26 protein-coding genes are annotated in these 23,020 nt (G+C 67.8%); 1 reads left to right on the top strand and 25 read right to left on the bottom strand.

Features of this window, described 5'->3' with window-relative positions:
• Positions 1-270: 270 nt before the first annotated feature.
• Positions 271-1,026, top strand: coding sequence for an IclR family transcriptional regulator (locus AB4061_RS22420; protein WP_043358260.1), 756 nt, complete (start codon positions 271-273; stop codon positions 1,024-1,026).
• Between the two features lie 28 nt (positions 1,027-1,054).
• On the opposite strand, the gene AB4061_RS22415 is transcribed toward AB4061_RS22420, so the two are convergent.
• The 25 genes from AB4061_RS22415 to AB4061_RS22295 form a co-directional block, all read right to left on the bottom strand.
• Positions 1,055-2,164: a Rieske 2Fe-2S domain-containing protein gene (locus AB4061_RS22415; protein ID WP_441637635.1), complete on the bottom strand. Its 1,110-nt coding sequence runs from the start codon at positions 2,162-2,164 to the stop codon at positions 1,055-1,057.
• Between the two features lie 200 nt (positions 2,165-2,364).
• Entirely contained in the window at positions 2,365-3,069 is a 705-nt protein-coding gene (locus tag AB4061_RS22410) for a 4'-phosphopantetheinyl transferase family protein (protein ID WP_441637633.1), read from the bottom strand.
• Positions 3,070-3,090: 21 nt separating this feature from the next.
• The gene (locus AB4061_RS22405) at positions 3,091-3,543 is read right to left on the bottom strand and encodes an excinuclease ATPase subunit (RefSeq protein ID WP_253929842.1); all 453 of its coding nucleotides are present in this window, start codon (positions 3,541-3,543) and stop codon (positions 3,091-3,093) included.
• A gap of 82 nt (positions 3,544-3,625) precedes the next feature.
• Entirely contained in the window at positions 3,626-4,852 is a 1,227-nt protein-coding gene (locus tag AB4061_RS22400) for a beta-ketoacyl-ACP synthase (protein WP_441637631.1), read from the bottom strand.
• Positions 4,849-5,580, bottom strand: a complete 732-nt coding sequence (fabG, locus tag AB4061_RS22395) for a 3-oxoacyl-ACP reductase FabG (protein ID WP_441637629.1) — start codon at positions 5,578-5,580, stop codon at positions 4,849-4,851. Before fabG ends, AB4061_RS22400 begins: the two co-directional genes overlap by 4 nt.
• Entirely contained in the window at positions 5,577-6,047 is a 471-nt protein-coding gene (locus tag AB4061_RS22390; RefSeq protein WP_441637627.1) for an ApeP family dehydratase, read from the bottom strand. The genes fabG and AB4061_RS22390 overlap by 4 nt, the downstream gene beginning before the upstream one ends.
• A 2-nt stretch (positions 6,048-6,049) precedes the next feature.
• On the bottom strand, positions 6,050-7,231 hold the full coding sequence (locus AB4061_RS22385; protein ID WP_441637625.1) for a beta-ketoacyl-ACP synthase: 1,182 nt from the start codon (positions 7,229-7,231) through the stop codon (positions 6,050-6,052).
• Positions 7,228-7,887 (bottom strand): DUF3261 domain-containing protein, encoded by a 660-nt coding sequence (locus AB4061_RS22380; RefSeq protein ID WP_441637623.1) that lies wholly within the window; start codon positions 7,885-7,887, stop codon positions 7,228-7,230. Before AB4061_RS22380 ends, AB4061_RS22385 begins: the two co-directional genes overlap by 4 nt.
• Positions 7,875-9,104 carry an NAD(P)/FAD-dependent oxidoreductase gene (locus AB4061_RS22375; RefSeq protein WP_441637621.1) on the bottom strand — a complete coding sequence of 410 codons (1,230 nt, stop codon included), beginning with the start codon at positions 9,102-9,104 and terminating at the stop codon, positions 7,875-7,877. Before AB4061_RS22375 ends, AB4061_RS22380 begins: the two co-directional genes overlap by 13 nt.
• A 77-nt stretch (positions 9,105-9,181) precedes the next feature.
• Positions 9,182-10,693, bottom strand: a complete 1,512-nt coding sequence (locus AB4061_RS22370; protein ID WP_441637619.1) for an MMPL family transporter — start codon at positions 10,691-10,693, stop codon at positions 9,182-9,184.
• The gene (locus AB4061_RS22365; RefSeq protein ID WP_441637617.1) at positions 10,602-11,285 is read right to left on the bottom strand and encodes a hypothetical protein; all 684 of its coding nucleotides are present in this window, start codon (positions 11,283-11,285) and stop codon (positions 10,602-10,604) included. The genes AB4061_RS22370 and AB4061_RS22365 overlap by 92 nt, the downstream gene beginning before the upstream one ends.
• Positions 11,278-11,904, bottom strand: coding sequence for an outer membrane lipoprotein carrier protein LolA (locus tag AB4061_RS22360; RefSeq protein ID WP_441637615.1), 627 nt, complete (start codon positions 11,902-11,904; stop codon positions 11,278-11,280). The genes AB4061_RS22365 and AB4061_RS22360 overlap by 8 nt, the downstream gene beginning before the upstream one ends.
• Positions 11,901-12,350, bottom strand: coding sequence for an acyl-CoA thioesterase (locus AB4061_RS22355; RefSeq protein WP_441637613.1), 450 nt, complete (start codon positions 12,348-12,350; stop codon positions 11,901-11,903). The genes AB4061_RS22360 and AB4061_RS22355 overlap by 4 nt, the downstream gene beginning before the upstream one ends.
• 31 nt (positions 12,351-12,381) lie before the next feature.
• Positions 12,382-13,416, bottom strand: coding sequence for an LpxL/LpxP family acyltransferase (locus AB4061_RS22350; RefSeq protein WP_441637611.1), 1,035 nt, complete (start codon positions 13,414-13,416; stop codon positions 12,382-12,384).
• Positions 13,413-14,156 carry a glycosyltransferase family 2 protein gene (locus AB4061_RS22345; protein WP_441637610.1) on the bottom strand — a complete coding sequence of 248 codons (744 nt, stop codon included), beginning with the start codon at positions 14,154-14,156 and terminating at the stop codon, positions 13,413-13,415. The genes AB4061_RS22350 and AB4061_RS22345 overlap by 4 nt, the downstream gene beginning before the upstream one ends.
• Complete coding sequence (locus AB4061_RS22340; protein ID WP_441637608.1) at positions 14,149-15,861, bottom strand: AMP-binding protein; 1,713 nt, start codon at positions 15,859-15,861, stop codon at positions 14,149-14,151. The genes AB4061_RS22345 and AB4061_RS22340 overlap by 8 nt, the downstream gene beginning before the upstream one ends.
• On the bottom strand, positions 15,854-16,402 hold the full coding sequence (locus AB4061_RS22335) for a membrane protein (protein ID WP_043355718.1): 549 nt from the start codon (positions 16,400-16,402) through the stop codon (positions 15,854-15,856). The genes AB4061_RS22340 and AB4061_RS22335 overlap by 8 nt, the downstream gene beginning before the upstream one ends.
• A gap of 6 nt (positions 16,403-16,408) precedes the next feature.
• On the bottom strand, positions 16,409-16,666 hold the full coding sequence (locus tag AB4061_RS22330; protein WP_043355719.1) for an acyl carrier protein: 258 nt from the start codon (positions 16,664-16,666) through the stop codon (positions 16,409-16,411).
• An 87-nt stretch (positions 16,667-16,753) separates the two neighbouring features.
• Entirely contained in the window at positions 16,754-17,026 is a 273-nt protein-coding gene (locus AB4061_RS22325) for a phosphopantetheine-binding protein (protein ID WP_441637605.1), read from the bottom strand.
• Positions 17,013-17,789 carry a lysophospholipid acyltransferase family protein gene (locus tag AB4061_RS22320; RefSeq protein ID WP_441637603.1) on the bottom strand — a complete coding sequence of 259 codons (777 nt, stop codon included), beginning with the start codon at positions 17,787-17,789 and terminating at the stop codon, positions 17,013-17,015. Before AB4061_RS22320 ends, AB4061_RS22325 begins: the two co-directional genes overlap by 14 nt.
• Complete coding sequence (locus AB4061_RS22315) at positions 17,782-18,510, bottom strand: beta-ketoacyl synthase chain length factor (RefSeq protein WP_441637601.1); 729 nt, start codon at positions 18,508-18,510, stop codon at positions 17,782-17,784. Before AB4061_RS22315 ends, AB4061_RS22320 begins: the two co-directional genes overlap by 8 nt.
• A 623-nt stretch (positions 18,511-19,133) precedes the next feature.
• Positions 19,134-20,396 carry a fumarylacetoacetase gene (fahA, locus tag AB4061_RS22310; protein ID WP_441637599.1) on the bottom strand — a complete coding sequence of 421 codons (1,263 nt, stop codon included), beginning with the start codon at positions 20,394-20,396 and terminating at the stop codon, positions 19,134-19,136.
• Between the two features lie 105 nt (positions 20,397-20,501).
• Complete coding sequence (gene hmgA / locus AB4061_RS22305) at positions 20,502-21,851, bottom strand: homogentisate 1,2-dioxygenase (protein WP_441637597.1); 1,350 nt, start codon at positions 21,849-21,851, stop codon at positions 20,502-20,504.
• A 16-nt stretch (positions 21,852-21,867) separates the two neighbouring features.
• Positions 21,868-22,089, bottom strand: coding sequence for a DUF2783 domain-containing protein (locus tag AB4061_RS22300; protein WP_441637595.1), 222 nt, complete (start codon positions 22,087-22,089; stop codon positions 21,868-21,870).
• Positions 22,090-22,626: 537 nt separating this feature from the next.
• Complete coding sequence (locus tag AB4061_RS22295) at positions 22,627-23,019, bottom strand: helix-turn-helix domain-containing protein (protein WP_441637593.1); 393 nt, start codon at positions 23,017-23,019, stop codon at positions 22,627-22,629.
• Between the last annotated feature and the right edge of the window lies 1 nt (position 23,020).

Below are 23,020 nucleotides of genomic sequence, written 5' to 3'. Positions count from 1 at the left end.
AACGCATTTTTCCTAACGCATCCCTCCTGACTTGACCCGCCCTCGGAAAGGTAAACCGCACCTTGGCTTCCCGCCTGCCCCCCGGACGCTGGACTGTGGCTGATCAAGCTGTTTACCACCTACCGCATTGCCGCCGTGGGCAACGGCCTGATGGTGGGCTGCACGGTCGGCCACGGGGGCCATGGGACGATCGACTATGATGAGTGCTTCTCTTCCGGCCAATCCCGGCCTGCCCCACTCATGACCGCCAACGACAACAAAGCGCCGCCGATGAACGTGAAGACGGCGTTGCGCGTGCTCGAGATCATCGAAACCTTCGCGCGCGAGCGGCGCGCGCTGTCGCTATCGGAGCTGGCCCGGTTGCTGGCGGTGCCGGCATCGAGCTGCCTGGCGCTGATCCGGACCCTGACCTCGCTGGGTTACCTGTACGAGACCGGCCGCCGCCAAGGCTATTACCCCACAGGCCGCCTGCTGGCCATGGCGCAGCAGATCGCGCGGCACGACCCGGTGCTGGACCGGGTGCACGGCACCATGAACGAGCTGCGTGCCGCCACCGGCGAGACCGTGGTGATCGGCAAGCTGCATGAAGGCCGGTGGGTGGTGTACCTGGACGTGCTCGAATCCCCGCACGCGATCCGCTATATCGCCACCGCAGGCGAGCGGCGTGAGCTCCATGCAAACTCGATCGGCAAGGCCTTGCTGTCCGTCATGCCCGAGGACGAGCGCAGCGCGCTGATCGCTCAGCTCAGCTTCGAGCGCTTCACGCCACGCACGGTAGCCAACGCGGCGCAGCTGGAAGCCGAGCTGAAGAAGTCCGCCGAGCAAGGCTGCTTCATCAACCTGGGCGAGTCGCTGCCCGATGTTGGCGCGCTGGCCTGGCCCGTGCGGCTGTCGGGAGAATGCTACGGGATTTCCATTGCCGGGCCGGCGTACCGCATCGAGCCCGCGCTGACGCGGTTCTCGGCCATCCTCAGGACGGCCTGCTCCGCGCTCGAGCGCGACGAGCGCAGCCGGTTCTCGCAATAGCTATATCAGCCTATCCGCCTATCCGCCGTCAACTCCCGGCCGACGCTTCCGGCATGCCGCATTCGCGCAGCAGATCGCGCAGTTCGTTGATGACCGGAAACACCTCCTGGTTCCAGTCGGCGCCCTGCTCGTCGTGCGCCGCCTGCTCGCTCTCGACGATCCAGCGGTCCTCTTTGAAGATCCGCTCGGTAAACCACACCAGCAGCGGCCAGGCCAGATCCAGTATGCCGGGAATGCCGGGCTTCTTGATCGACAGCAGCCCGAACGTGCGGTTGGTGCGCTGCTCGGCGTCGAGCGGCACGTAGACGATCCACAGGTCCATCACCAGTGTGGCATCCGAGGTGCGGATCTGCAGGGTCTGGTAGGGATACAGGGTGCGGACCGTCATCACGTCCTTGCCGCCTTGCCCGCCCTTGCTGCCCTTGTTGCCGCCGCCAAACACCAGCGCTTCGCCCACCGGCTGCTTGCCTTGCTCGCGAGCGAAGGTGTAGTCCACCTCGACCCATCCGTCGCCGCGCCGGCGGCCCAGCGAGCTGGCGCGCATCTGCCCCATCTGCCGCCGGTGCAGGAACTGATGGTTCATGTCCATCAGGTTCTCGTGCATGAACGAGTAATGGCATTTGACCTCGCGGCCAAAACGCCGCGTCTTGTAGGCCTTGTTGGCCACCGAGCCCAGGCTGGGCAACGGGGTTTCGTCGGCCAGCACCGCGCTGCCGGGGAACACGAAGATCAGCCCTTCCACCTCGCGGCAGGGGTAGGAGCGCACGCCGTTGGGCAAGCGCTCGCGGCCCAGGTAAGGCACATCGATGCAGCGGCCGGTGCAGTCATAGGTCCAGCCGTGATAGCAGCAACGGATCGATTCGCCTTCGACCACGCCCGCATGCAACGGCACCTGCCGGTGCGCGCAACGATCCTCGAGCGCGAACACCGCGCCGGACGCCGTGCGCACCAGCACGATCGGCTCTCCGGCAAAGCGCACGCCATGCGCCTTGCCGCGCTTGACCTCGCGCGACCAGGCCAGGGGATACCAGTGATCGGGATGAATGGTGACGCGGCGCAGGTCGCGCAGCGGAACTTCGGTAGGGCTATCGCTATCGTTGGCACTGCTACTGCTATCTAGCAACGGAACTGCATGCATGGGGGACTTCTCCTTGCAAGACTGGTATCTCGATTAGCCGGCTGCATGGGCGGGAGGACGAATCCAAGGGCTAAGTCTAACCGAAGGCGTGCCAAGAGATGTGTTGCCCGCCGCGGGGTAATGACGGGTATCCGGGCTTACCCCGACACCGGCCGAACGTACCGGTGGTGGCGCGGATAGCGCCCTTGATGACGTGATGCTCAGGGCGCATCCGCCGCTGGCGCCAGGCACCAGTAGCGCAGGCCCGCAGGCACGGTATCCGACAACGAGATAGCAGGCACGGCGTGGATCGCCAGCACAGCGTCGCCGTGGCGCCAGCTGCAAGCATTGGCGGTGGCCGGGCTGGCCGCCGGCGACACCGCCACCGCCACCGCCTGCCCGAGCATGGTCTGGAACAGGCCCCCGCCGCCGCGCTTGAGCCAGGCTTCCTTCAAGGTCCAGAGCTGGAAGAAGGCCTCGCGTTGCGCCGTCGGATCGCCGCCCGGGCGCAATGCCGGCAAGGCGGCGCGCTCGGCTTCGCTGCTGACCGCAAGCACCAGCGCGTCCAGCCCCTTGCGCGGCAGCACGCGCTCGATGTCCAACCCGAGCGGTTCCAGCCCGACGGCACAGGCAACGTGGTCGCCGGAATGGGAGAGGGAGAGAAAAGCGGACACAGGCCCGATGGCCCGCGGCGGGCCGTCCGGCGCGGCGCTCAGCGTCCAGTCCTGCCAGCCGCCGCCGTAAGCTTGCGCCAGCAATTGGCGCGCAATCCAGCGCCCGGCCACGAACTGGGCGGCGCGCTGGCCGGCCTGCAGGGCGTCCAGGCGCCGCGCTTCGTCCGCGCCCAGCCATTGCCTGGCGGGCGGGACCTGTCCCGCCAGGCCAGCTACCGACGCAACGCGAACGTGAATCGGGGCGGCCGGCATGGCGTCGTGTGGCGCTCGGCCTTACTTGCCCGCCACCTTGGCGTACGTGCCCTTGAGCGCCACACCGGCCACCACGGCGCCGGCGTGGCATTCGTACTCGGTCGGGCTAGCGACCGAGTCCTTCTTGTAGTAGCTCACCACGTCGACCACGGCATTGGCGCCGAGCGTCTTGGCCTTGTCCTGGAACGCGATCAGCGCGGACAGCGCGGCCCAGCGGCAGGCCTCTTCATCGCTCTTGCCGAAGCTGTTGGTCTTGCGGTTGGACACATCGCTCTCCTTGGTCTCCAGGACCTTGGGCTTCTTCTGCCCGGCCAGGAAGAACTTGACCGAGCCGTCGAGCTTTTCCTGGGCTTCCGGCATATCCAGTACTTCCTGGAACGGCAGCATGTACTTGGTATCGCGCGCCGCGGCGGGCGTGGACAACAGCATGGCGGCCGAGGCGGTTGCGGCCAGGATGGAGAGAGCGTGCTTCATTGACCTTCCTTTCTTGATGTTGTTGATGTTGTTGGCGTTGTTGATTTTATCGATGAGGAAAAGGCACGGTAGTACTGGCAGATCAACGCCAGCGGCGGAACACCAGCGATGTGTTGATGCCGCCAAAGGCAAAATTGTTGCTCATCGCATGCTCGATGTCGAGCCGCCTGCCCTCGCCCATGATGTAATCAAGGGAGGCGCAGCGCGGGTCCGGGTTGGCCAGGTTGATGGTGGGCGCAAACCAGCCGTCGCGCATCATCTCCACCGTCATCCACGCCTCGAGTGCGCCGCAGGCGCCTAGCGTATGGCCCATATAGCTCTTCAACGAACTCACCGGCACCGCGTCGCCCAGCACCTCGCGAGTGGCATGGGACTCGGCGATATCGCCCTGGTCGGTGGCGGTGCCGTGGGCATTGACGTAGCCGATCGCCGAGGCCGGCAGGCCGGCATCCTCCAGCGCCAGGCGCATGGCCTGCGCCATGGTGTCCGCCTTGGGCTGGGTCACGTGGGCGCCGTCGCTGTTGGTGCCAAAGCCGACAATCTCGGCCAGGATGCGCGCGCCGCGCGCCAGCGCGTGCTCCAGCTCCTCCAGCACCAGCGTGCCCGCGCCCTCGCCCAGCACCAGGCCGTCGCGCTTGCCGTCGAACGGGCGCGGCGTGCTATGCGGCGCATCGTTGCAGGTGCTGGTGGCAAACAGCGTATCGAACACGGCGGCCTCGGTGGGATCCAGCTCCTCGGCGCCGCCCGCCAGCATGGCCACCTGCCGGCCGCTGCGGATGGTTTCGTAAGCGTAGCCGATACCCTGGCTGCCCGAGGTGCAGGCGCTGGAGGTGGTGAGGATGCGCCCGGTAATGCCGAAGAACACGCCGATGTTCACCGCCGTGGTATGCGGCATCATGCGGATGTAGGTGGTCGCGCTGACGTCCTCGGTGGTGCGGTCCATCATCATGCGGCCAAAATCGGCCACGGCCGACGGTGTGCCGGTGGACGAGCCGTAGGCAATGCCGAGCTTGCCGCTTGCGACCAGCGGATCGCCAAGCAGCCCYGCATCGCGCAAGGCGGCCTCGCTGGCCAGCACCGACATCACGGCCACGCGGCCCATGGCCCGCGTGACCTTGCGGGTGTAATGCGCCGGCAGCGCGAACGGCGGCACAGGTGCCGCAAGCTGCGTGTTGAGCCCCTTGTAGACGGCCCACTCCGGCATCCGCACGACCGCGTTGCGGCCGCTGGCCAGGCGCTCGCGCACGCTCGCCCAGTCGTTGCCCAGCGAGCAGACTGCGCCGGCTCCGGTAATGACGACTCGCTTCATCCGAACATCCCCCCGTTGACCGAAATCACCTGCCGGGTGATATAGCCCGCATCGGCGGACATCAGGAACGCCACGGTGGCAGCCACCTCGTCCGGCGTGCCCATGCGGCGTGCCGGGATCATGCGCAAGGCTTCCTCCAGCACGTGTTCGTCGACCATCTCCGTATCGATCAGGCCAGGGGCCACGCAATTGACGGTAATGGCGCGCTTGGCCAGCTCGATGGCCAGCGCCTTGGTGGCGCCGATCACGCCGGCCTTGGCCGCGCTGTAGTTGGTCTGGCCCCGGTTGCCCACCAGCCCCGACACCGAAGACAGCGTGACGATGCGGCCCGGCTTGCGCCGCTGCACCATGGGCATCACCAACGGGTTGAGCACGTTGTAGAAGGCGTCCAGGTTGGTGTGGATCACCTCGTCCCACTCTGCCCCGGTCATGGCCGGGAACGCCGCATCGCGCGCAATGCCCGCATTGCAGACCACGCCGTAGTAGCAGCCATGGGTTTCGATATCGGCCAGCAGCGCGGCCGCGGCCTGCTCCCGCTGGCTGACGTCGAAACAAAGCACGCGCGCGGTGCGGCCCAGGGCGCGGATCGCATCGGCCACCGATTCGGCTTCATCGCGCCGGGAGCGGCAATGCACCACCACATCGTAGCCCTCGCGCGCCATGCGCAGCGCGATGGCGCGGCCGATGCCGCGCGAAGACCCTGTGACGAGCACGGTTCGGTTCGTCATGGTTGTTGTCCTTGCAAGAAAGCCTGCGCGTCGGCAGGCTGGAAAACGGAAACGTTGGCGCGCGCCACTTCGCGCTCGCCCAGCGACAGCGAGCAGGCAAACATGCCGAGCCCGTTGTCGCCGACCAGCTCGGCGCGCACTTGTATGGTCAGCACGCTGCCCACCGGGAACGCCGGCACATCGCATTCGTAGCGCCGCGAGCCGAGCAGGAAACCGATGCCCGGCGCCCGCCCGGCACGCCAGTCCTGCGCGCCGGCCCAGGCGGCGATGGTCTGCGCCATGTACTCGATGCCGACCCAGCCCGGCATGCCGGACTCATCGACAAACAGCTGGGTGGCGCGCACCGTGGTGCGCGCTGCCGCGTGTTCCTCATCGGCGCGCAACAGCTCATCCAGCAAGCGCATCCCGCCGGCGTGCGGCAGCACCTCGGCGATTGCCGGCAACGCGGCAATGGACGTCGTGGTCATGGTCAGCCGGCTCCCAGTATCACGGCGCTGTTGCTGCCGCCGAAGGCGAASGARTTGCTCATCACGTAGCGCGGCGCGCGGCCCAGCGCTTCGCCGGGGGCCACCACGCGCAGCGCCGGCAAGGCGGGATCGGGCACGCCATCCCACCAGTGCGGGGGCAGGCGGCCGTCTGGGTTGTCGACCAGCGTCAGCCACATCAGCGCGGCCTCGATCGCACCGGCCGCGCCGAGCGCGTGCCCGGTCATCGGCTTGGTCGAGCTGAGCGGCAGATCTGCGCCGAACACCGCGGCGCATGCCAGCGCTTCCATGGCGTCGTTCTGCGGCGTGGCGGTGCCGTGCAGGTTAAGGTAATCGATGTCCGCGGGCGCAAGCCCGGCGCGCTCCAGCGCCTGCAGCATGGCGGCCCGGGCACCAGCGCCGCTGGGGTCCGGCGCCGACATGTGATGCGCGTCGGAGGTCTCGCCGCAACCGGCAAGGCGCACCGGCCCCGGCTCGGCGGACAGCAGGAACAAGCCGGCGCCTTCGCCCAGGTTGATGCCGCAACGGTTGGCCGACAGCGGGTTGCAGCGCGACGCCGAGACGGAATCCAGCGCGCTGAAGCCGGCCACGGTGAAGGAGCACAGGGTATCCGCGCCGCCCGCGATCACCACGTCCGCCATGCCGCTGCGCAGCAGGCGCGCGGCAGCCCCGAGCGCCTTGGCGCTCGACGAGCAGGCGGTGGACAGCGTGTAGGCCACGCCGGTCACGCCCAGCACGCCGGCCAGGAACTGCGCCGGCGAGCCCAGCTCCTGCTGCCCGTAGTGGAAACCCTCCGGCCACGCACCGGTGGCAGCGCGCGCGCGCACGGCCACGCCGCCCTCGGCAATGCCGGAGGTGCTGGTGCCCAGCACCACGGCCACCCGTGCCGGGCCAACCCGGGCGATGGCGGCCTGCGCCTGCGGCATGAACTGGAGCGCGGCGTGATACAGCAGCGCATTGTTGCGGGTACGGTGCACCTGTGGCGTGTCGTCCGGCAGGCTGAGCGCGGCGTTGACCGTGCCGAGCTGCAGCGGGCGGCCCGGACTGTACAGCTCAGTCACCTCGCCGCCATGCGGGGCGTCGCCGCGCCAGAGTGCCGCGCGCACGGCATCCGCGCCGTCGCCTAGCGCGCAGGTCATGCCCAGTGCATTAATAAAGACATTCATTTCGTGCCTCCTTGCCCTGCCGGCGGCAGGGTGCGGATGGTCAGCCGATAGCCATCGCGGTATTGCTCGAACTCGATCGTCTGCGGGTCCGGATAGCGCACCTCCGCCACCACCTCGCCAGCCGCGCGCAGCACGCGCCGGCCGGCCTCGGCCTCCAGGCGCCAGCCCGCCGGCAAGGCCGCGGCAATCGCCTCGACCGGCCACAACGACAACTGCATTTCACTCAGGATACGCTCCGGCATCAGCTCGGCCGGCGCCCAGGGCGAGCGCACCACCCGCAGTTCCCGCCCATCCCAGTCCAGCCGTGCCAGCACCTGCCCGCCGGCCAGCGCGGCCAGCCGCGTGTGGGTGGCGTCGGCTTCCAGCAAGGCCTGGATCTCGCGGCGCTCCTCGCCGCGCGGGGTGCGGTACACCACGGTGATCTGCTGCTGCAGCGCCAGCTCGCGGCCCAGCGATGCCGGCGGCAGGCGCAGCAACGGCACGGCCTGCTGCCCGGCCGGCACGGTGGGCGCGGCAGGCAGCGAAGCGGAACCTGCCGCCGGCCGCGCGCCCGGGCCGGCGCAGCCCGCCAGCAGCAACGCACACGCGGCAACACCCAGCAGCATCCGCGCCGGCGCGGCGCCCATGGCCGGATGCCCGGCAATCAGGCTTCGCAAAGTTGCTCCAGCACGCCAAGGCGGCGCCGCGACTCGGTGACGAACGGGTTGGTGCGGTCCCAGGCATAGCCCGCCAGGATGGCCGAAATCATGCGGCGGATTTCCGGCGTGGCATTGGGATGGAAAATCAGCTTCTGGAAGCGGCCTTCGTACCACGCTTCCACAAAGGTGCGGAAGCAGTCCACGCCGTCCTTGAGCGGGCGGCCGTAATCGGCCTGCCAGTCCACCGCCTCGCCATTCAACTGGCGCGCCAGGCAGGCCGTGGCCAGGCTGGCGGACTTGAAGGCAATGGTCACGCCAGACGAGAACACCGGGTCGAGAAATTCGCCCGCATTGCCCAGCAACGCATAGCCTTTGCCCCACAGCGATTTCACGTTGGCCGAGTAACCGGCGATCTGCCGGGCCGGGGTATCCCAGCTGGCGTTGGCCAGCAGCTTGGCAAGGCCGGGCTCCTCGCCCACCAGCGCCCGCAGCCGCTCGGTCTCGGTCCCTGTGTACTGGTCGAGGAAACGCTTTTCCGCCACCACGCCCTGCGAGCAGCGGCCGTCCGAGAACGGAATGGTCCAGTACCAGACATCGACATGCTCCGGATGCACGCTGACGCGGATCTTGTTGCGATCGAAGGTGCCCAGCGGGATGCGGTCTTCCACGTGGGTGAAGATGGCGCTGCGCACGGGGAAGTGCGACGGCGACTCCAGGTCCAGCAGGCGCGGCAGCACGCGGCCGAAACCCGAGGCATCCAGCAGGAAGCGCGCCTGCACCTGGTACACCTTGCCATCGGGGTCGCGCACGGTGACGCAAGGCTGCTCGCCTTCCAGGTCGACGGCGCTCACCTGATGCTGGAAACGGACCTCGGCACCCTGCTTCTGCGCCTCGCGGATCAGCACGTCGTCGAAGCGCGCGCGCTGGACCTGGTAGGTGGTGCCCCAGCCGGCGGAGAACTTGTCGCGGAAATCGAAATCCGTATAGCGGTCGCCACGCACGAAGGCAGCGCCGTTCTTGTACTGGAAGCCGGCTTCGACCACCGCCTGCAGCATGCCCGCCTCTTCGATGTAGGCCATGCTCTGCGGCAGCAGGCTTTCCCCGATCGAGAAGCGCGGAAAGGTCTCTTTCTCGATCACCAGCACATCAATGCCGCGCTTGCGCAAAAGGCCCGCCGCCACGGAGCCCGCCGGGCCCGCGCCGATGATAAGGACATCCACCTGTTCGGTATTCATTAGCAACCCTGTTTGACTCGTTGATCTTGTTGGTTTTATTTGTCTTGCTATTTGTCTTGCTGCTACTTCACATGAAACTAGTGCGCTTGCCCATGCGCCGCGTGCGGCCGGAACCATGGCGACAGCACCCATACCGCCCCCACGCCGGACAGCATGGTCATGCCAAAGGCATGCAGCGCCGGCGTGGACGACAGCGCCAGCAGGCCGAAGGCCAGCAGCGTGCTGGCCGCGCCAAGCACGATCGCCGTCCATGACTCGCCATCGCCGGGATGCTCCAGCAGGAAGATGCCGTAGTCCACGCCCACGCCAAGCAGCAACGCCAGCGCAAGCACGGAGAACAATTGCAGCGGCACATGCAGCCAGCCCAGCAGCGCCACGCTGAATACCCCCGCCAGCAAGGTCGGCACCAGCGCCCGCCACGAGGCCCTGCCATAGCGCCATGCCAGCAACAGCGCCACGCCCAGCGCGCCGGCGCCCAGCAGCCAGGTCATCAGCACGCGGTAATGCTTGAGCAGCGAGGACAGGTCGGCCACGCGGTCCACCCACTCGACGCCCGGCACCTTGGCCGCCGCCGCCTCGATCAGCGCAATGGTGGTGGGCTTGTCCAGCCCGCGCAGCAGCATGACGCTGGCGTAGCCCTGGCCCTCGCGATCCAGCCAGAGGTGACGCAACGTCTCGGAAACCGGGTTCGCCAGCCACGCCGGCAACGTCAGCACGCGGTCCGGCGCGGCGGCATTGGGCGCGCCCACGGGGCCGCCCACCGCGCGCGCCACGCGCTCGCGCACGGCAGCCTCCAGGCCGTCCGTCAGCTTGGCATCGGCATGCTGGCGGGACGCCGATGGCACCCAATCGGAGATGGCCAGGAAACCCTCCAGCTCGCCGCGCGCCACCACGCCTGCCAGCGCCGCCTTGACCGCTTCCTCGCGCGCCAGCACCTGATCCGGCGAGTCGCCGCGCACCAGCAGGAACTGGGCGGGGCTAGGTGTGCCCAGCAAGCGCCCGGCGGTGCGCTGCGCCTCGATCAGCGCCGGCGGCGAGCTTTGCAGCTGGCGCACGTCATCCGCCACCTTGACCTGCCACAGCCCCGGCACGATGAACAGGGCCAGGGCACCCAGCAGCAGCATCGAAGCGCGATCCATGCCCACGCGCGGCCAGCGGGCCAGGCTGGCGGTCAGCCAACTCGACAGGCGCGTCTGGCGCAGCTGGCCGCGGTCAAGCAGCGGGAACCAGAACACCACGGTCAGGAAAGCCGCCACCAGCCCCACGGCCGAGAACAGCGCCATTTGCCGCAGCCCCGGGAACGGCGCGATGCCCAGCGCCAGGTAGGCCACCACGCTGGTCGACAGCGCCAGCGCCATGCCCGGCAGCAGCCTGCGCATCACCTGCGGCGGCGACAGGCCAGGGCTGGCCTGCCGCGACACGAAATAGTGAATGCCGAAGTCCTCGGCCACGCCCACCAGGCTGGCTCCGAACACCAGCGTGATCAGGTGGACGCGGTCAAACACCAGCGCGGTGGCCGATACCGCGGCAGCCGTGCCGATCAGCAGCGACAGCCCCACCAAGATGATCCGCGCGGCCATCACGCTCATGCMCGCGCGTGATGGCCGCGCGCGACAGCCACCAGTCCTGCCAGAGCCCGATCGGGTCAGCGGCCCAGTCGGTCAGGCGCGGGCCGGTGGAAAGCTGGTAGAGCCGGGTGAGCGCCTGCTGGGACAATACATCGGGATCAGCCTGGCGCAGCATGGCGCGCTGGCTATCGGTAAGCAGGCGATCGCGGTAAGGCCGGTAGAAGGCCAGCGCCGCGTCGAGGTCGAAACTGGCGATGCGGTCCACTGGCTGCAGCAAGCTCGCCTGCGGCTTCGCGGCCGTGCTGAAGCGATCGGCGGCGGCGCGGGCGCGGGCCCAGTCGGGCGCGCCGACCAGCACCACGATCTCGCGCGAGACGCCATCGGCCAGCCGGCGCAGCACGCGGTCGGCGGTGGCGGTGCGCTGGCTGGTGGGCAACAAGGCCATCACATCGGTGTCGAGCCGCGAGGCGCGCCAGAACTGCAACTGGTGCACCGTCAGCGCGATCACCAGCAGCAGCCACGCCACGGCCAGCACCCGCTCCAGGGTGCTGAGCCCGTGCGCGGGCTTGCCAGTGACCGGGGCGGCCCTAGCCACCTTTGCCGCCTTACTCAAAGCGCTTCTCCTCATCCGCACCGAGTTTGGCGGCCGCGCTCGGGTCGATCATCTTGACGGTGGTGCTGTCGCCGCTGCCTTCTTCCAGGCGCACGTTGCGCACAAAGCGGTCCCCGGCCAGCTCGATGCGGGTGAATACGCGCCGCATGCCGGCATCGGTCGGCGTCAGCGTCAGCGTCCAGCCGCTCTTGCCAACCAGTTGGCCGGCCACCTCGAAGCGTGTGGACAACGCGCGCAGGTCGCCGCGCAGCACGGCAATCACCGATTCGCCCACGACCCGCATGGCGGGCTGGGCGTCTGCCTGCAACTGTTGCTGCACGCGGCCATCGGCACCGCGCATGACCAGCCGGTCCGGCGTGACCAGAAGGCTGGACGCAAACGGCTCACGCGTGCTCCACACCACGCCACGCTCGCGCGCGAGCACGAAGTCGCCACGTGAGACCAGCGGATTGGCAAAGCCGGACAGGCGGCGGACCTGCTCGAAGCGTCCGTGGATTACCGGGGCATCGGACAAGCGCGCAGCCACCGAGGCCAGCAAATCCGGCGCGGCCGCGGCGGCGAGGCCCGGGCCAGCCAGCACGGCGCAGCAAAGCGCCTGCAACAAGCGGCGGCGCGTCATTCCTGGCACTCCGGCTGCGCCCCGTCTTGCACGCCAAGGCACGCCAGCAGGACCGGCGGGCAGACGTACTGCATCTCGCCATTGGCCAGGTCCACCGCCACCTGGATGGTGTAGCCCTTGGTCAGGCGCCGGCCGCTGGCGGCATCGCGGACCACGTACTCGATCTTGAGCCGGTTCTCCCACTCGACGATGGTAGCGCGCACGATGAACGACTGGCCATAGGTAAGCGGCCCGACATACTTGACGCGCATGTCCACCACGGGCCACGCATAGCCCGAGTCCCGCATGGCTGGGTAGTCGTAGTGGTAGCGCGCCAGCAGCGCGCAGCGTGCCTGCTCGAAATAGCGCACGTAGTTGCCGTGCCAGACCACGTTCATCGGGTCGAGGTCGTGGAAGGCCGCGCTGAGCGTGATCTCAAAGCTGAAGTCCTGGGAGGCTTGGGGCATAAGGTTGGGTATCGCGATGTCCGGATTCAGGTCAGCTTTCAATGGGTGCGGCGCTGGCGCGCGCGGCGTCCGGCACGGCGCCGCCCTGGCCCCAGAAATCGTAGAAGTTGAACCAGTCGTAGGGCGACTCCACCAGCAGTTGCGACAGCCATTGCGCATAGCCGGCCGCGTGCTCGGTCAGGATCGCGTCGCGCCGCGCGCGCGGCAAGCGCACTTCGCGGGCCAGCTCGGTAAAGCGCAGCAGATGGCCTTTGCCCGAACGCACGCAGCCCATGGCGAACAACGGGCATTCCAACAACGCCGCCAGCACATAAGGCCCCACGGGAAAGCGCGCGGGCGCGCCCAGGAACGGCACCGTCACGGCGCGGCCCCCATGCACCGGGACCCGGTCGCCCGCAATCGCCACGAACTCGCCCGCGCGGACCTTCTCGGCCAACAGCAAGGCGGTGGCCGGCGAAATATCGTCGACCTGGAACAGCTGCAGCCCGGAGCGCGGGTCCAGCCGCGACAGGATGCGGTTGAACTGCGCCGCGTGCGCGGTATGCACCAGCACCGTCAGGCGCAGGCCAGCGCGCTGGTTGGCCAGCACCCGGCACAGCTCCAGGCAGCCCATGTGGGCGGTCACGATGATGCCGCCCTGCCCGCTGGCGATCTGCGCCAGCATCACCTCGGCGCCCTCACGCCGCACCGCGCCATAGCGGTAGCCGCCGCCGATGGCCAGCAGCTTGTCGAGCAACGTGTCGGCAAACGAGAACAGGTGGCGCAGGCTATGGCGCAGCCCCGGCATCATGCCCGCCGGGCCGACCGCGCCCGTAGCGGCCTGGATGCGGCGCAGATAGTCGAGCGACGCATGGCGCGCCAGCGGCTTGGCAAGCCAGTAGTAGGTCACCACCGGGTACAGCACCGCGCGGAACAGCACACGGCCGCACAGGCGATACAGCCAGTACAGGCTCCACACGCCCCATACGCAAGTGGATTCGCGGATCTGGCTCCAGTGACGGGCCATGCGCCCGGGTTGCGTCGCTTGGGCAGCTTGGGGGCCTTGGCTGGCTTGGGGCGTGCTCATGCCGGCCGCACCTTGCGCCACAGCAGTACCGGCAAGCGCTTGAGCATGCCGAAGAAGAGCCGCGTATGCATGGAAGATATCAGCACGTTGTCGCGCCAGACCTGGAAATGGGAAACGCCGTCGGTGGGATACGTCACACGCGTGGGTACGTTGACGACGCGCACGCCGCGCCAGACCAGGTGCACCAGCACCTCGGTATCGAACTGCATGCGCCGGCCCAGCTTGACCTGGCGCACCAGCGGGAGCACGTGCGCGAGGGGATAGACGCGCAGGCCGCACATCGAATCGCGCACGGCGAACGACAGCGTGTTGATCCAGACCCAGACGTGGGTCAGGTAGCGCGCCAGCAGCCGCACGCGCGGCACCGACTCGTCGTAGACCGGGCAGCCGCAGATCATGGCGTCCGGGCTGGCCTGTGCCAGGGCCAGGAACTGGGGGATGCAGCCGGCATCATGCTGCCCGTCGGCATCGATCTGCAGCGCATGCGTAAATCCCATGCGCGCGGCCTCCTCGAAGCCCGCCATGATGGCCCCGCCCTTGCCCTGGTTCTGCGGCAGGCGGATCAGGTGGACCCGGTCGGCATGGTTTGCGGCAAGCTCGCGCAGCACACGCTCGCAGGCCGGGCTGCTGCCGTCGTCCACCAGCAGGCACGGCACAGGGTGCGCGAGAATGGCTTGCACCATCGCACCGATGGCACGTTCGTGGTCGTAGACCGGGACGAGCGCCACGGGCTTAAACATCCGCCTCTCCAAAAATGATGCGCCCGCTGGCGTGCGGGCCGCGCGCCGAACTCAGGCGAAAGGCCAGCGCGCTGCGCTCGGGCTGCCAGGCCAGCGTCATGTGCACCAGGGTGCCGGGCGTGATCACGGCCTGGAACTTGAGTATCTCGAGCCGGCGAAAACGCGCGCGCGGCGGCACCGGCAGGCGCTCGGGTGCCAGCGCCATCACCCAGTCGACCTGTGCCACGCCTGGCACGATGGGGCTGCCCGGGAAATGGCCGTCGAACACGGCCAGGTCCTCGCTGACCTCCAGCTCGGCGGCGGCGGACAGCGCATCCTCCGCGGCCTGCCAGCGCACGGCCGGCAGCACGCGGCGGAACACGTCGCGCAGCATGGCTTGCGTGGTCTTGCCCTGCGCGTTGCAGGGCAACGCCTCGGCAAAGCTCCAGCGCCGCGGCAACGCCACCGCGTCCACGGCATCCGCAAGGCGGGCGCGCAACGCGGCAAGCAGCGCCACGCGGCCCTGCCCGGCCAGCATGGCCGCGCCGCTCTCGCTGGGCACCAGCACGGCGCCAAGGCGCGTGCCGACATCCAGCTCCAGCAGTACCACACGCGCCTCCCGCACCAGCGGCGACGCGGCCAGCGCCTGCTCGACCTGGGTCAGCGATACGCGCTTTTCCTCGATCTTGACGATGCGGTCGGCCCGGCCCGCCAGGGTGAAGCCACCATCCGCGGCGGGCAGCACATGGTCCGCGCACAGAAACCAGCCGTCGTCCGGAAGGTGCGCGGAGCGCACCGCCAGGAAGCCGTCCTGCAAGCGCCATTGCACGCCCGGCAGCGGAGTCCAGCGGTCTTCGTGGCGGGCACGCTGCCGCCAGGCGATGCCGCCGGTTTCCGAGCTGCCGAACACTTCAATGGGGGCTTGTCCCAGGTGGCGCAGCGCGTCGGCCGCGGCCTCCGGCGGCAAAGGCCCGCCCGATGAAAACACGGCGCGCAGCACGCCGCGGGCGGCAGACCAGTCGAGCGCTTGCGGCATGCGCCGCAGGTGCGCCGGRCTGGTGACCAGCAGCACCGGGGCATCCCCGCACGCGCGCACGATTTCCTCATGGAACGCGAGCCGGTCCGCCGGCATGGCGCGCGCTGCCGCGAGCGGCCACAACACGCAGAACAACAGGCCGTAGATATGCTGGTGCGACACCGTTGCGAGCACTCTCAGCTGCGCCGGCAGCCCCGCGCCGAACGCGGCCTGCAACGCCTGCACTTCCGCGTCGAGCTGCGACAGGTGCTTGACGATGGCGCCGGGCGCGCCGGTGGAGCCTGAGGTGAACATCGTCACCAGCGTGTCGCTTGGCGCCAGCGCAGGCCAGTCCATGCTGCCGTTGGCCGGCTCGATCGATGCTTGCGGCCACAGGCCATCGGGCAACTCGCCGGCGCAGCCATCGGCGCGCTCGCGCAATGCCGCCAGCGTTTCGGCGCGCGTGTCGCCGGGCAGCACCACGTGCTTGCCCGCGTGCCAGGCGCCGAACAGCGCCGCCGCGAACTCGGCGGTCGATTCGATGTAGAGCGCCCAGGATTTCCCCGGCGCGGCAGCAAACGCTTGCCGCCAGGCGGCCACGCGCCGCACAAACTCCGGTGCGGTGGTAGCGCCGGCCGCGCCATGCGCGACCACGTGCGAGCGCTGGGCCAGCGCCGCCATCAACCCGCTTACGCCCAGCCACTCAGCCATGCCGCCCCCTTGCCATCACACGCTGGCGCACCAGCCATTCGCCGGCGAACATGGCGCCGATCAACCCGTAGGCGATACCGCCGTTATAGAGTGCCCAGATGCGGTCGCTGGCCAGCACGGCGGTCAGCGCGGCTACCGTGCCGTTGCACACGAAGAACACGCACCAGGCTTGCGTCACGCGGCGCGTGTACGCCACGCCCGAGGGCGGCAGGTCCGGCTCGCGCAGCCGCGCCAGCCGCTCCACCAGGCTGGGCGGGTGCCGCAGGCTCCAGCCAAACAAGCCCAGCATCGCGGCATTGACCAGCACGGGATACAGCTTGAGGGGCAATGCGTGGTTGGACGCGGCCACGATCGCGGCCAGCACGGCGGCGGCCACGGCAAGCAGGCGCCAGCCGGCCTGGCGGCTGGTCAGGGCGCGCAGCAGCGCCAATGCCACCAGCGCCAGCGCCATCACGCGCGGCGACCAATGCTGCAGGCCGAAGTAGATCGCCACCGGATAGCACAGCGTCAACACGCCGAGCAGCAATTTACGCACGGGCATGGGCGCTCAGGCCGTGGCGGGCGAGTCGATCAGCAAGGCCAGCGCCTGCACCACGTCCTGCACGGTGCGCACGGCCTTGAACTGCTCCGGCTTGATCGGCTTGTTCAGCATCGGCTTGAGCTTCACCAGCAGGTCGACCGCGTCGATGCTGTCGATGTCCAGGTCGTCGTAGAGACGGGCTTCGGGACGAATGCGGGCCGGGTCGATCTCGAAGGTTTCCTCGAGCACCGCGGCCACCCGCGCAAAGATTTCGTCATGGGTCATGATGGGCTTCCCCCTGTTCGGCTATGACCGGCTGTGGTTGCCGGCCTGGCAAGTGGTATGTGGATCCTTGGTGTGTCGCGCACGGGTTCAGGCAGAAGCCTGGCCAGCGCGCTGAGATGCGACGAACGTTGCCAGCGCTGTCACGCTGGCAAAGCGCGCGCGCATGTCTTCCTTGTCGCCGTTCATGGTGACGCCGTAGCGCTTTTGCAGCGCCAGCCCGAGTTCGAGCGCATCGATCGAATCCAGGCCCAGCCCTTCGATGAACAGCGGTGCGTCGGCGTCGATATCGTCCACGCCGATATCCTCCAGCGACAACGATGAAATGATCAGTTCCTTGATTTCTTGCTCAAGCGCCGTCACGGCGGACCTCCCAGGAAAAAAACTCAGATAGCGATTGGGTCAGGTGCCGTACCGCAAGCGCGTCGTCCAGTCCGGACGGCACCATCTGGGCGACACTGACATCCTCTCGCACGTCAATGATGAAACGAGGCCTGCGGGCCGGCACGCGATACCACTTCTCACCCTTGGTGAGCGTGGGCGGCTCGCACCGGATCACCACAGGCGTAAGCGCAAAGCCGCCGCGCACCGCGACATTGGCCGCACCCCGTTGCAGGCGCAGCGGGCCTTGCAGCGGCGTGCGCGTGCCCTCGGGGAAGATGACGAGATTATTACCCGCGCGCAGCGAGGCAATGCAGTCATCCACCATGCCTGCACCGGAGTCATTGCAGACGTAGCCGGTGGCGCGCACCGGGCCACGGGTAAACGGGTTGTGGGCCAGGCCGGAGCGCACCACGCAATCGGCCTGGCGCGTCAGCGCGATCAGAAAGACGACATCGATCAGCGACGGATGGTTGGCCACGATCAGCAAGCCCTGGCGACGCAGCCGCTCGGGATGCAGCACCTCGTAGCGGATCACCCCGACCGAGCGCATCAGCCACAGGAAAAGCCGGAACGCGTAATGCACCACGTTCTTGCAGACCCGCTGCCGGCGCGCCGAAGACCACAGCAAGACGGCAAGCAACGGGAACACCAGCACCCGCAGCACAAGCCCGCCGACGCCGAAGCTGGAGAAGCACAGCCCGGTCGCGCAGACGCGCCAGGCCCGGTCCAGGCGCTCAACCATGTCGCTGCCACCTCCAGCCGGCACGCTCCCCGGCGTGGCGCAACTCGGCGTCGCCCGACAGCATGAAGCGCAGCACCTCCAGCCCATGCGGCAGCGTCGCGCCGGCGGCGGCCGGCAGGGCCTCCCCCATCACCTCAAGGCTGAACACCGGTTGCCCCGCCCGCGGCATGCCGACCCGCCACGCCCAGCCGAACAGGCACTCCGGTTCGTCCGCGAAGACGGCATAGGCCTCGGGCAGCGGCGCCTCGTAGTGCACCAGCAAGACTTCCGGGGCGCCGTCGGCCAGCAGGCCGCACGCTTCCACCACTGCGGCCTCTACCGTATCGCGGCCCGCGGCCAGGGCTTGCAGGTTGCCCGGATCGCCCCGGTCGATCGAATACAGCGCGCCGATGGCGTTATGCACGGACAGGCCGAAGGCCGTGGGCGACAAGGGCTCGCCGCCGGCAAGGTCGCCAAGCATTTGCAGCGGGCGCAGGGTGTCGCCGTGGCGCGATGCAAAGATGACGGGAATGCCATCCACGCCCGGCTGGCAGGCATAGGCGGGGTGCAGGGCCGCGCGGCCCAGCGCGGTGATCCTGCGGCGCAGCATCGGAGCCATGGCGGCCAGCGTGGGCAATGCGTCGCCTTTAGGCAGCCAGGGCGCGCGGCTCCAGGCCTGCCAGGCTTGCTGCGTTTCTAGTTGTGCTGCACATGCCGCCCATGCGCGAATACCAAATTCCATTGCCGTGCCGTTCGCGTAGGGTGGATGAAAAGGCGGGTCGCCGCCGGCGCGCGGGTGATGCACACCGGCGCCAGCAGACACGCAGGCGTTTCGCACACATCACGAATCACACCCGTTGCCGAATTTTGTGGGCAGATACCGCCTGTTTGCCCGGGTTTTCCGCTTGATTGCTACTCGAATACTTGTCTTGCATTGACTCCGGGGCCGCTGCCGTGGCGGACATGGCTGCCTGCCGGCAAATGACGTTGCCCGTCTGCGAGTCGGGATTAAGTTGGTATTAAATCGGTGTTAACGACCGAAAACCCGCAAAACTGACCCCAGGCGACCCATCGGCGTCAGCCGTGGGACAATCAAAACATCATTTTTGGCAGGAATGCCGAACTTTGACTCGCCCATTTTGTCAGGGCCGAATTCTCGCACAAAGGCGCGGCAACAGGGGATGCAAGAAGGTTAAGAAGGTTGTCAATTGTAACGGCGCGCGCCAGCCGGCCATGCGGTGGCATAGCCATGCCTGTCAAGGCCGGGAGGGAAACGGGGGGATGAGAGTGAGGGGGCGTGCGAGCGGACTATCCCCCGCCTGGCGTAGCGGGCGGGGGTCCTTGGCAAAACGAGCCTGATGCGGCTTACAGCGCGGGCAGGATCTTTCCTCCCACCTCGCCAAAGCCGACGCGATAGCCGTCGCCCTGGCACCAGCCAGCCATGACCACTTCGTCGCCGTCCTCCAGGAAGCCGCGCTTGCCGCCGTCCGCCAGCGTCAAAGGTTCGGCACCGTTACGGGTCAGTTCCAGCAGGCTGCCATAGGAATCCGGCGTGGTGCCGCTGATGGTGCCGGAGCCCATCAGGTCGCCCACACGGACATTGCAGCCGGACACGGTGTGGTGCGCCAGTTGCTGGACCATGGTCCAGTACATGGCCTTGAAGTTGGTGCGGCAGACGGTGGTGGCCTGCGCCGCGCCTTCGGGGCGTAGCGAGACTTCCAGTGCGATGTCATAGGCATTGCGCTCGGGCTGCTGCAGATACGCCAGCGGCTCGGGCGATTGCACCGGATTGTCGCGGCGGAACGGCTCGAGCGCGTCCATGGTGACCACCCACGGGGAGATCGAGGTGCCGAAGCCCTTGCTGTTGAACGGGCCCAGCGGCACGTACTCCCACTGCTGGATATCGCGCGCGCTCCAGTCGTTGAGGATCACCATGCCGAACATGTGCCCGGCCGCCGCAGCGGTGCTGACCGGCTCGCCCAGGGTCGACGGCTTGCCGACGATGAAGGCCATTTCCAGTTCGTAGTCGAGCTTCTGGCAAGCCGTAAAGACCGGGCGCGGCGCGTTCGGCAGCTTGATCTGCCCCTTTGGGCGACGCAGTTCCGTGCCGCTCACCACCACCGAGCTGGCGCGGCCGTTGTAGCCGATGGGAATCTCCAGCCAGTTGGGCAGCAGCGCATTGTCCGGATCGCGGAACATGCGGCCGACGTTGGTGGCGTGCTCGCGCGAGGAGTAGAAATCGGTGTAGCCGGGGATGTCCACCGGCAGGTGCATGGTAGCCCAGGCCATCGGCACCAGGGCCTGCTCATGCAGGGCCGACTTGGGATGCAAGGTGGTGTCGTCCGCTGCCAGCAAGGACGTCAGGCGCTGGCGGGTTTCGGTCCATGCCGGCTTGCCGAGCGCGATGAAGGCATTGAGCGTGGCGCCGCCAAACACGCCTTTGACGGAAGCAGGCAGCAGGCCGGCCTCGTCCAGCACGGACAGGTCGAGAATGAAGTCGCCGATGGCGACGCCTACGCGCGGGCCCTGCCCGTTCGGGGAAAAGATGCCATAGGGCAGGTTCTGCAGCGGGAAATGCGTAACGCCATCATTGGCGGATTCGATCCAACTCTGCTGGACAGTGGTCATCGGGGGCTCCGGAGGGGAATGACAAGGGTGCCGGCGACATGCGCCGCGCGCGCACCCTGGAATCATGATGGTTGGCCGGACGAAGCCGGCCCTGGGACTTGAGGATCAGCGCTCGTTGGGGTTGAAATGCTTCTTCAAGCCTTGCCAGCACCTGTAGTAGTCGTCCTGCAACTGCGCCGACTCTGCTGCATACGGTGTCGGCCGGATCACGGCCGGCGTCTCGAACATGAACGCCATGGTATCGCTGATGCGGTGCGGCTGCGAGGTATCCGCGGCGGTGGCCTTGGCGAACGTCTCGGCATCCGGGCCGTGGCCGCTCATGCAGTTGTGCAGGCTGGCGCCGCCAGGCGAGAAGCCATCGGCCTTGGCATCGTAGACTCCGTCGATCAGACCCATGAACTCGCTGGCGATATTGCGGTGGAACCAGGGCGGGCGGAAGGAGTTCTGCATCGCCAGCCAGCGCGGGCCAAAGATGACGAAATCGATGCTGTCCACGCCCGGGGTGTCGGACGGGCTTTGCAGCACCAGGAAAATCGAGGGGTCCGGGTGATCGAAGCTGATCGAGCCGATGGTATTGAAGCGGCGCAGGTCGTACTTGTACGGCGCGTAATTGCCATGCCAGGCCACCACATCCAGCGGTGAGTGCCCGATCGCGGCACGCCACAGGTTGCCCTGGAACTTCGCCACCAGCTCGAAATCGCCCTCGCGATCCTCGTACCATGCATGCGGCGTGAGGAAGTCACGCGGATTGGCCAGGCCATTGGAGCCGATGACGCCCAGGTCGGGCAAGCGGAACAAGGCGCCGTAGTTTTCGCAGATATAGCCGCGCGCCTCGCCATCCGGCAGCTCCACGCGAAAACGCACGCCGCGCGGGATCACCACGATCTCCTGCGGCTCGACGTCCAGCAGGCCCATCTCGGTCGCCACGCGCAGCCTGCCCTGCTGCGGCACGATCAGCATCTCGCCGTCGGCGTTGTAGAAGAAGCGGTCCGTCATCGACCGGTTGGCCAGGTACAGGTGAATGCCGCAGCCCGACATGGCTTCCGGGCCGCCGTTGCCGGCCATGGTGACGATGCCGTCGACAAAGTCGGTGGGCTCCTTGGGCATCGCCGGCGGGCTCCAGCGCATCTGGTTGGGCGATGGCGGCACCGCATCGAAATGGCTGACGATGCGCGACTGCTCGACCCGCGTGAACGGCTCATGCATCGCCGCCGGGCGAATGCGATAGCACCAGCTGCGCCGGTTGTGCGCGCGCGGCGCGGTAAACGCCGTACCGGAAATCTGCTCGGCATACAGGCCATACGGCGCGCGCTGGGGCGAGTTCTGCCCCACCGGCAACGCACCGGGCAGTGCCTCGGTGGCGAACTCGTTGGCAAAACCGGATTGGTAGCCTGGCGTGCCGTGGTCGGGCGCCTGCCCTTGCACGTTCACAACGTTCAATTGCGTCTGCGTCATATCTTGGGTCTTCCTCTTACGCTTGCGATTTCGCTTTCGATGAATCGAGCACGCCCGCGCGGGCTAGCTCCATGGCTTCCTGCAGAACAGCAAGATCGCCGATGTGATTGGCCAGCAGCAGGATCAGTTGCGCGTTGGCGGCCTGGCTCTGCGCGTCGGAGAGATCGCGATGCATGTCGATCAGCGCCTCGTAGAAGTCGTCCGGACGGGCAAGGTTGGGTTCGGTACTCAGCGGCATTGGCTTGTCTCCCTACGCCTCGGGCCACTGCCGCAGCGGGCATAGTGGCCGAGTGATCACACTAGCGGTGTCTTTTTGAACGCTGGATCGTGAATTTCCCAATCCGTAATTGATTTACCATATCGTAATCTCAGGTCTCGGACGTGTCAAACCCGTATCGGCCCTTATTTCGCCGTGGACGGCGAAAACCGGTGGACACTACGTTTGTAGGTTTGTAGGTTAGGCGCGAAGGACAGGCTGAGACAAAGACGTGACGCCAGACGGCACACAAGCGCAGGCAGCCCGAGCAAAGTCAGGCAGACAAGAGAGGCAAGACGAACTGGGAGAAAGCGACAGGCTCGACAGGCAAACGAACGACCCGGCCTCGGCACGGGGCCGAGGCCGTCAAAGACAGGCGCATGCCGCTAGGCGCGGCATCCGGCCATCCATGTAAAGCAGGCAAAACCCCAGCAGCAGGCACGTGGGGGCGTGCCCGCTGCCGGTATGACAAGCGCGCGCCAGTCCGGCCGCAGACCCGGCCGGAACCAGCACGAGTGCTCAGGCTGGCTTGTGACCTTCGCCCGGGCTCGACGCGAAGCCTGTGCCGACCGGGGTGGCCGGTGCAGGGCTTGCGGCGGTAGGCGTTGCGGCAGGCGGCTGCCCGGCCATGGAAGCGGCCGTGACGCCGCCATTGCGGCTGGCAATAAACGCGTTGACGTCGGCAGCAAGATGCTGGGGTGCCAGCACCACTTCCAGGCCTAGCGCCTCGCAAGCCGCTAGGAAAGTCGACATGCGGGGGTCGGCTTGACCCGATTCTGCCCGCAAGTAAGCTTCCCGGGAGATCCCGGCCTTACGGGCGACGTCTTCCTGCTTGAGCTTTCGCGCTCGGCGCAACGCCCGCAGTTGCCGGAACGGTTCGCTAGCGCCTCTAGGCACGGCTGTACTGTTCATG

It is taken from the genome of Cupriavidus sp. YAF13 (assembly GCF_052113425.1).
Classification (GTDB): Bacteria; Pseudomonadota; Gammaproteobacteria; order Burkholderiales; family Burkholderiaceae; genus Cupriavidus.
This window is presented reverse-complemented; position numbering and strand designations above follow the sequence as displayed.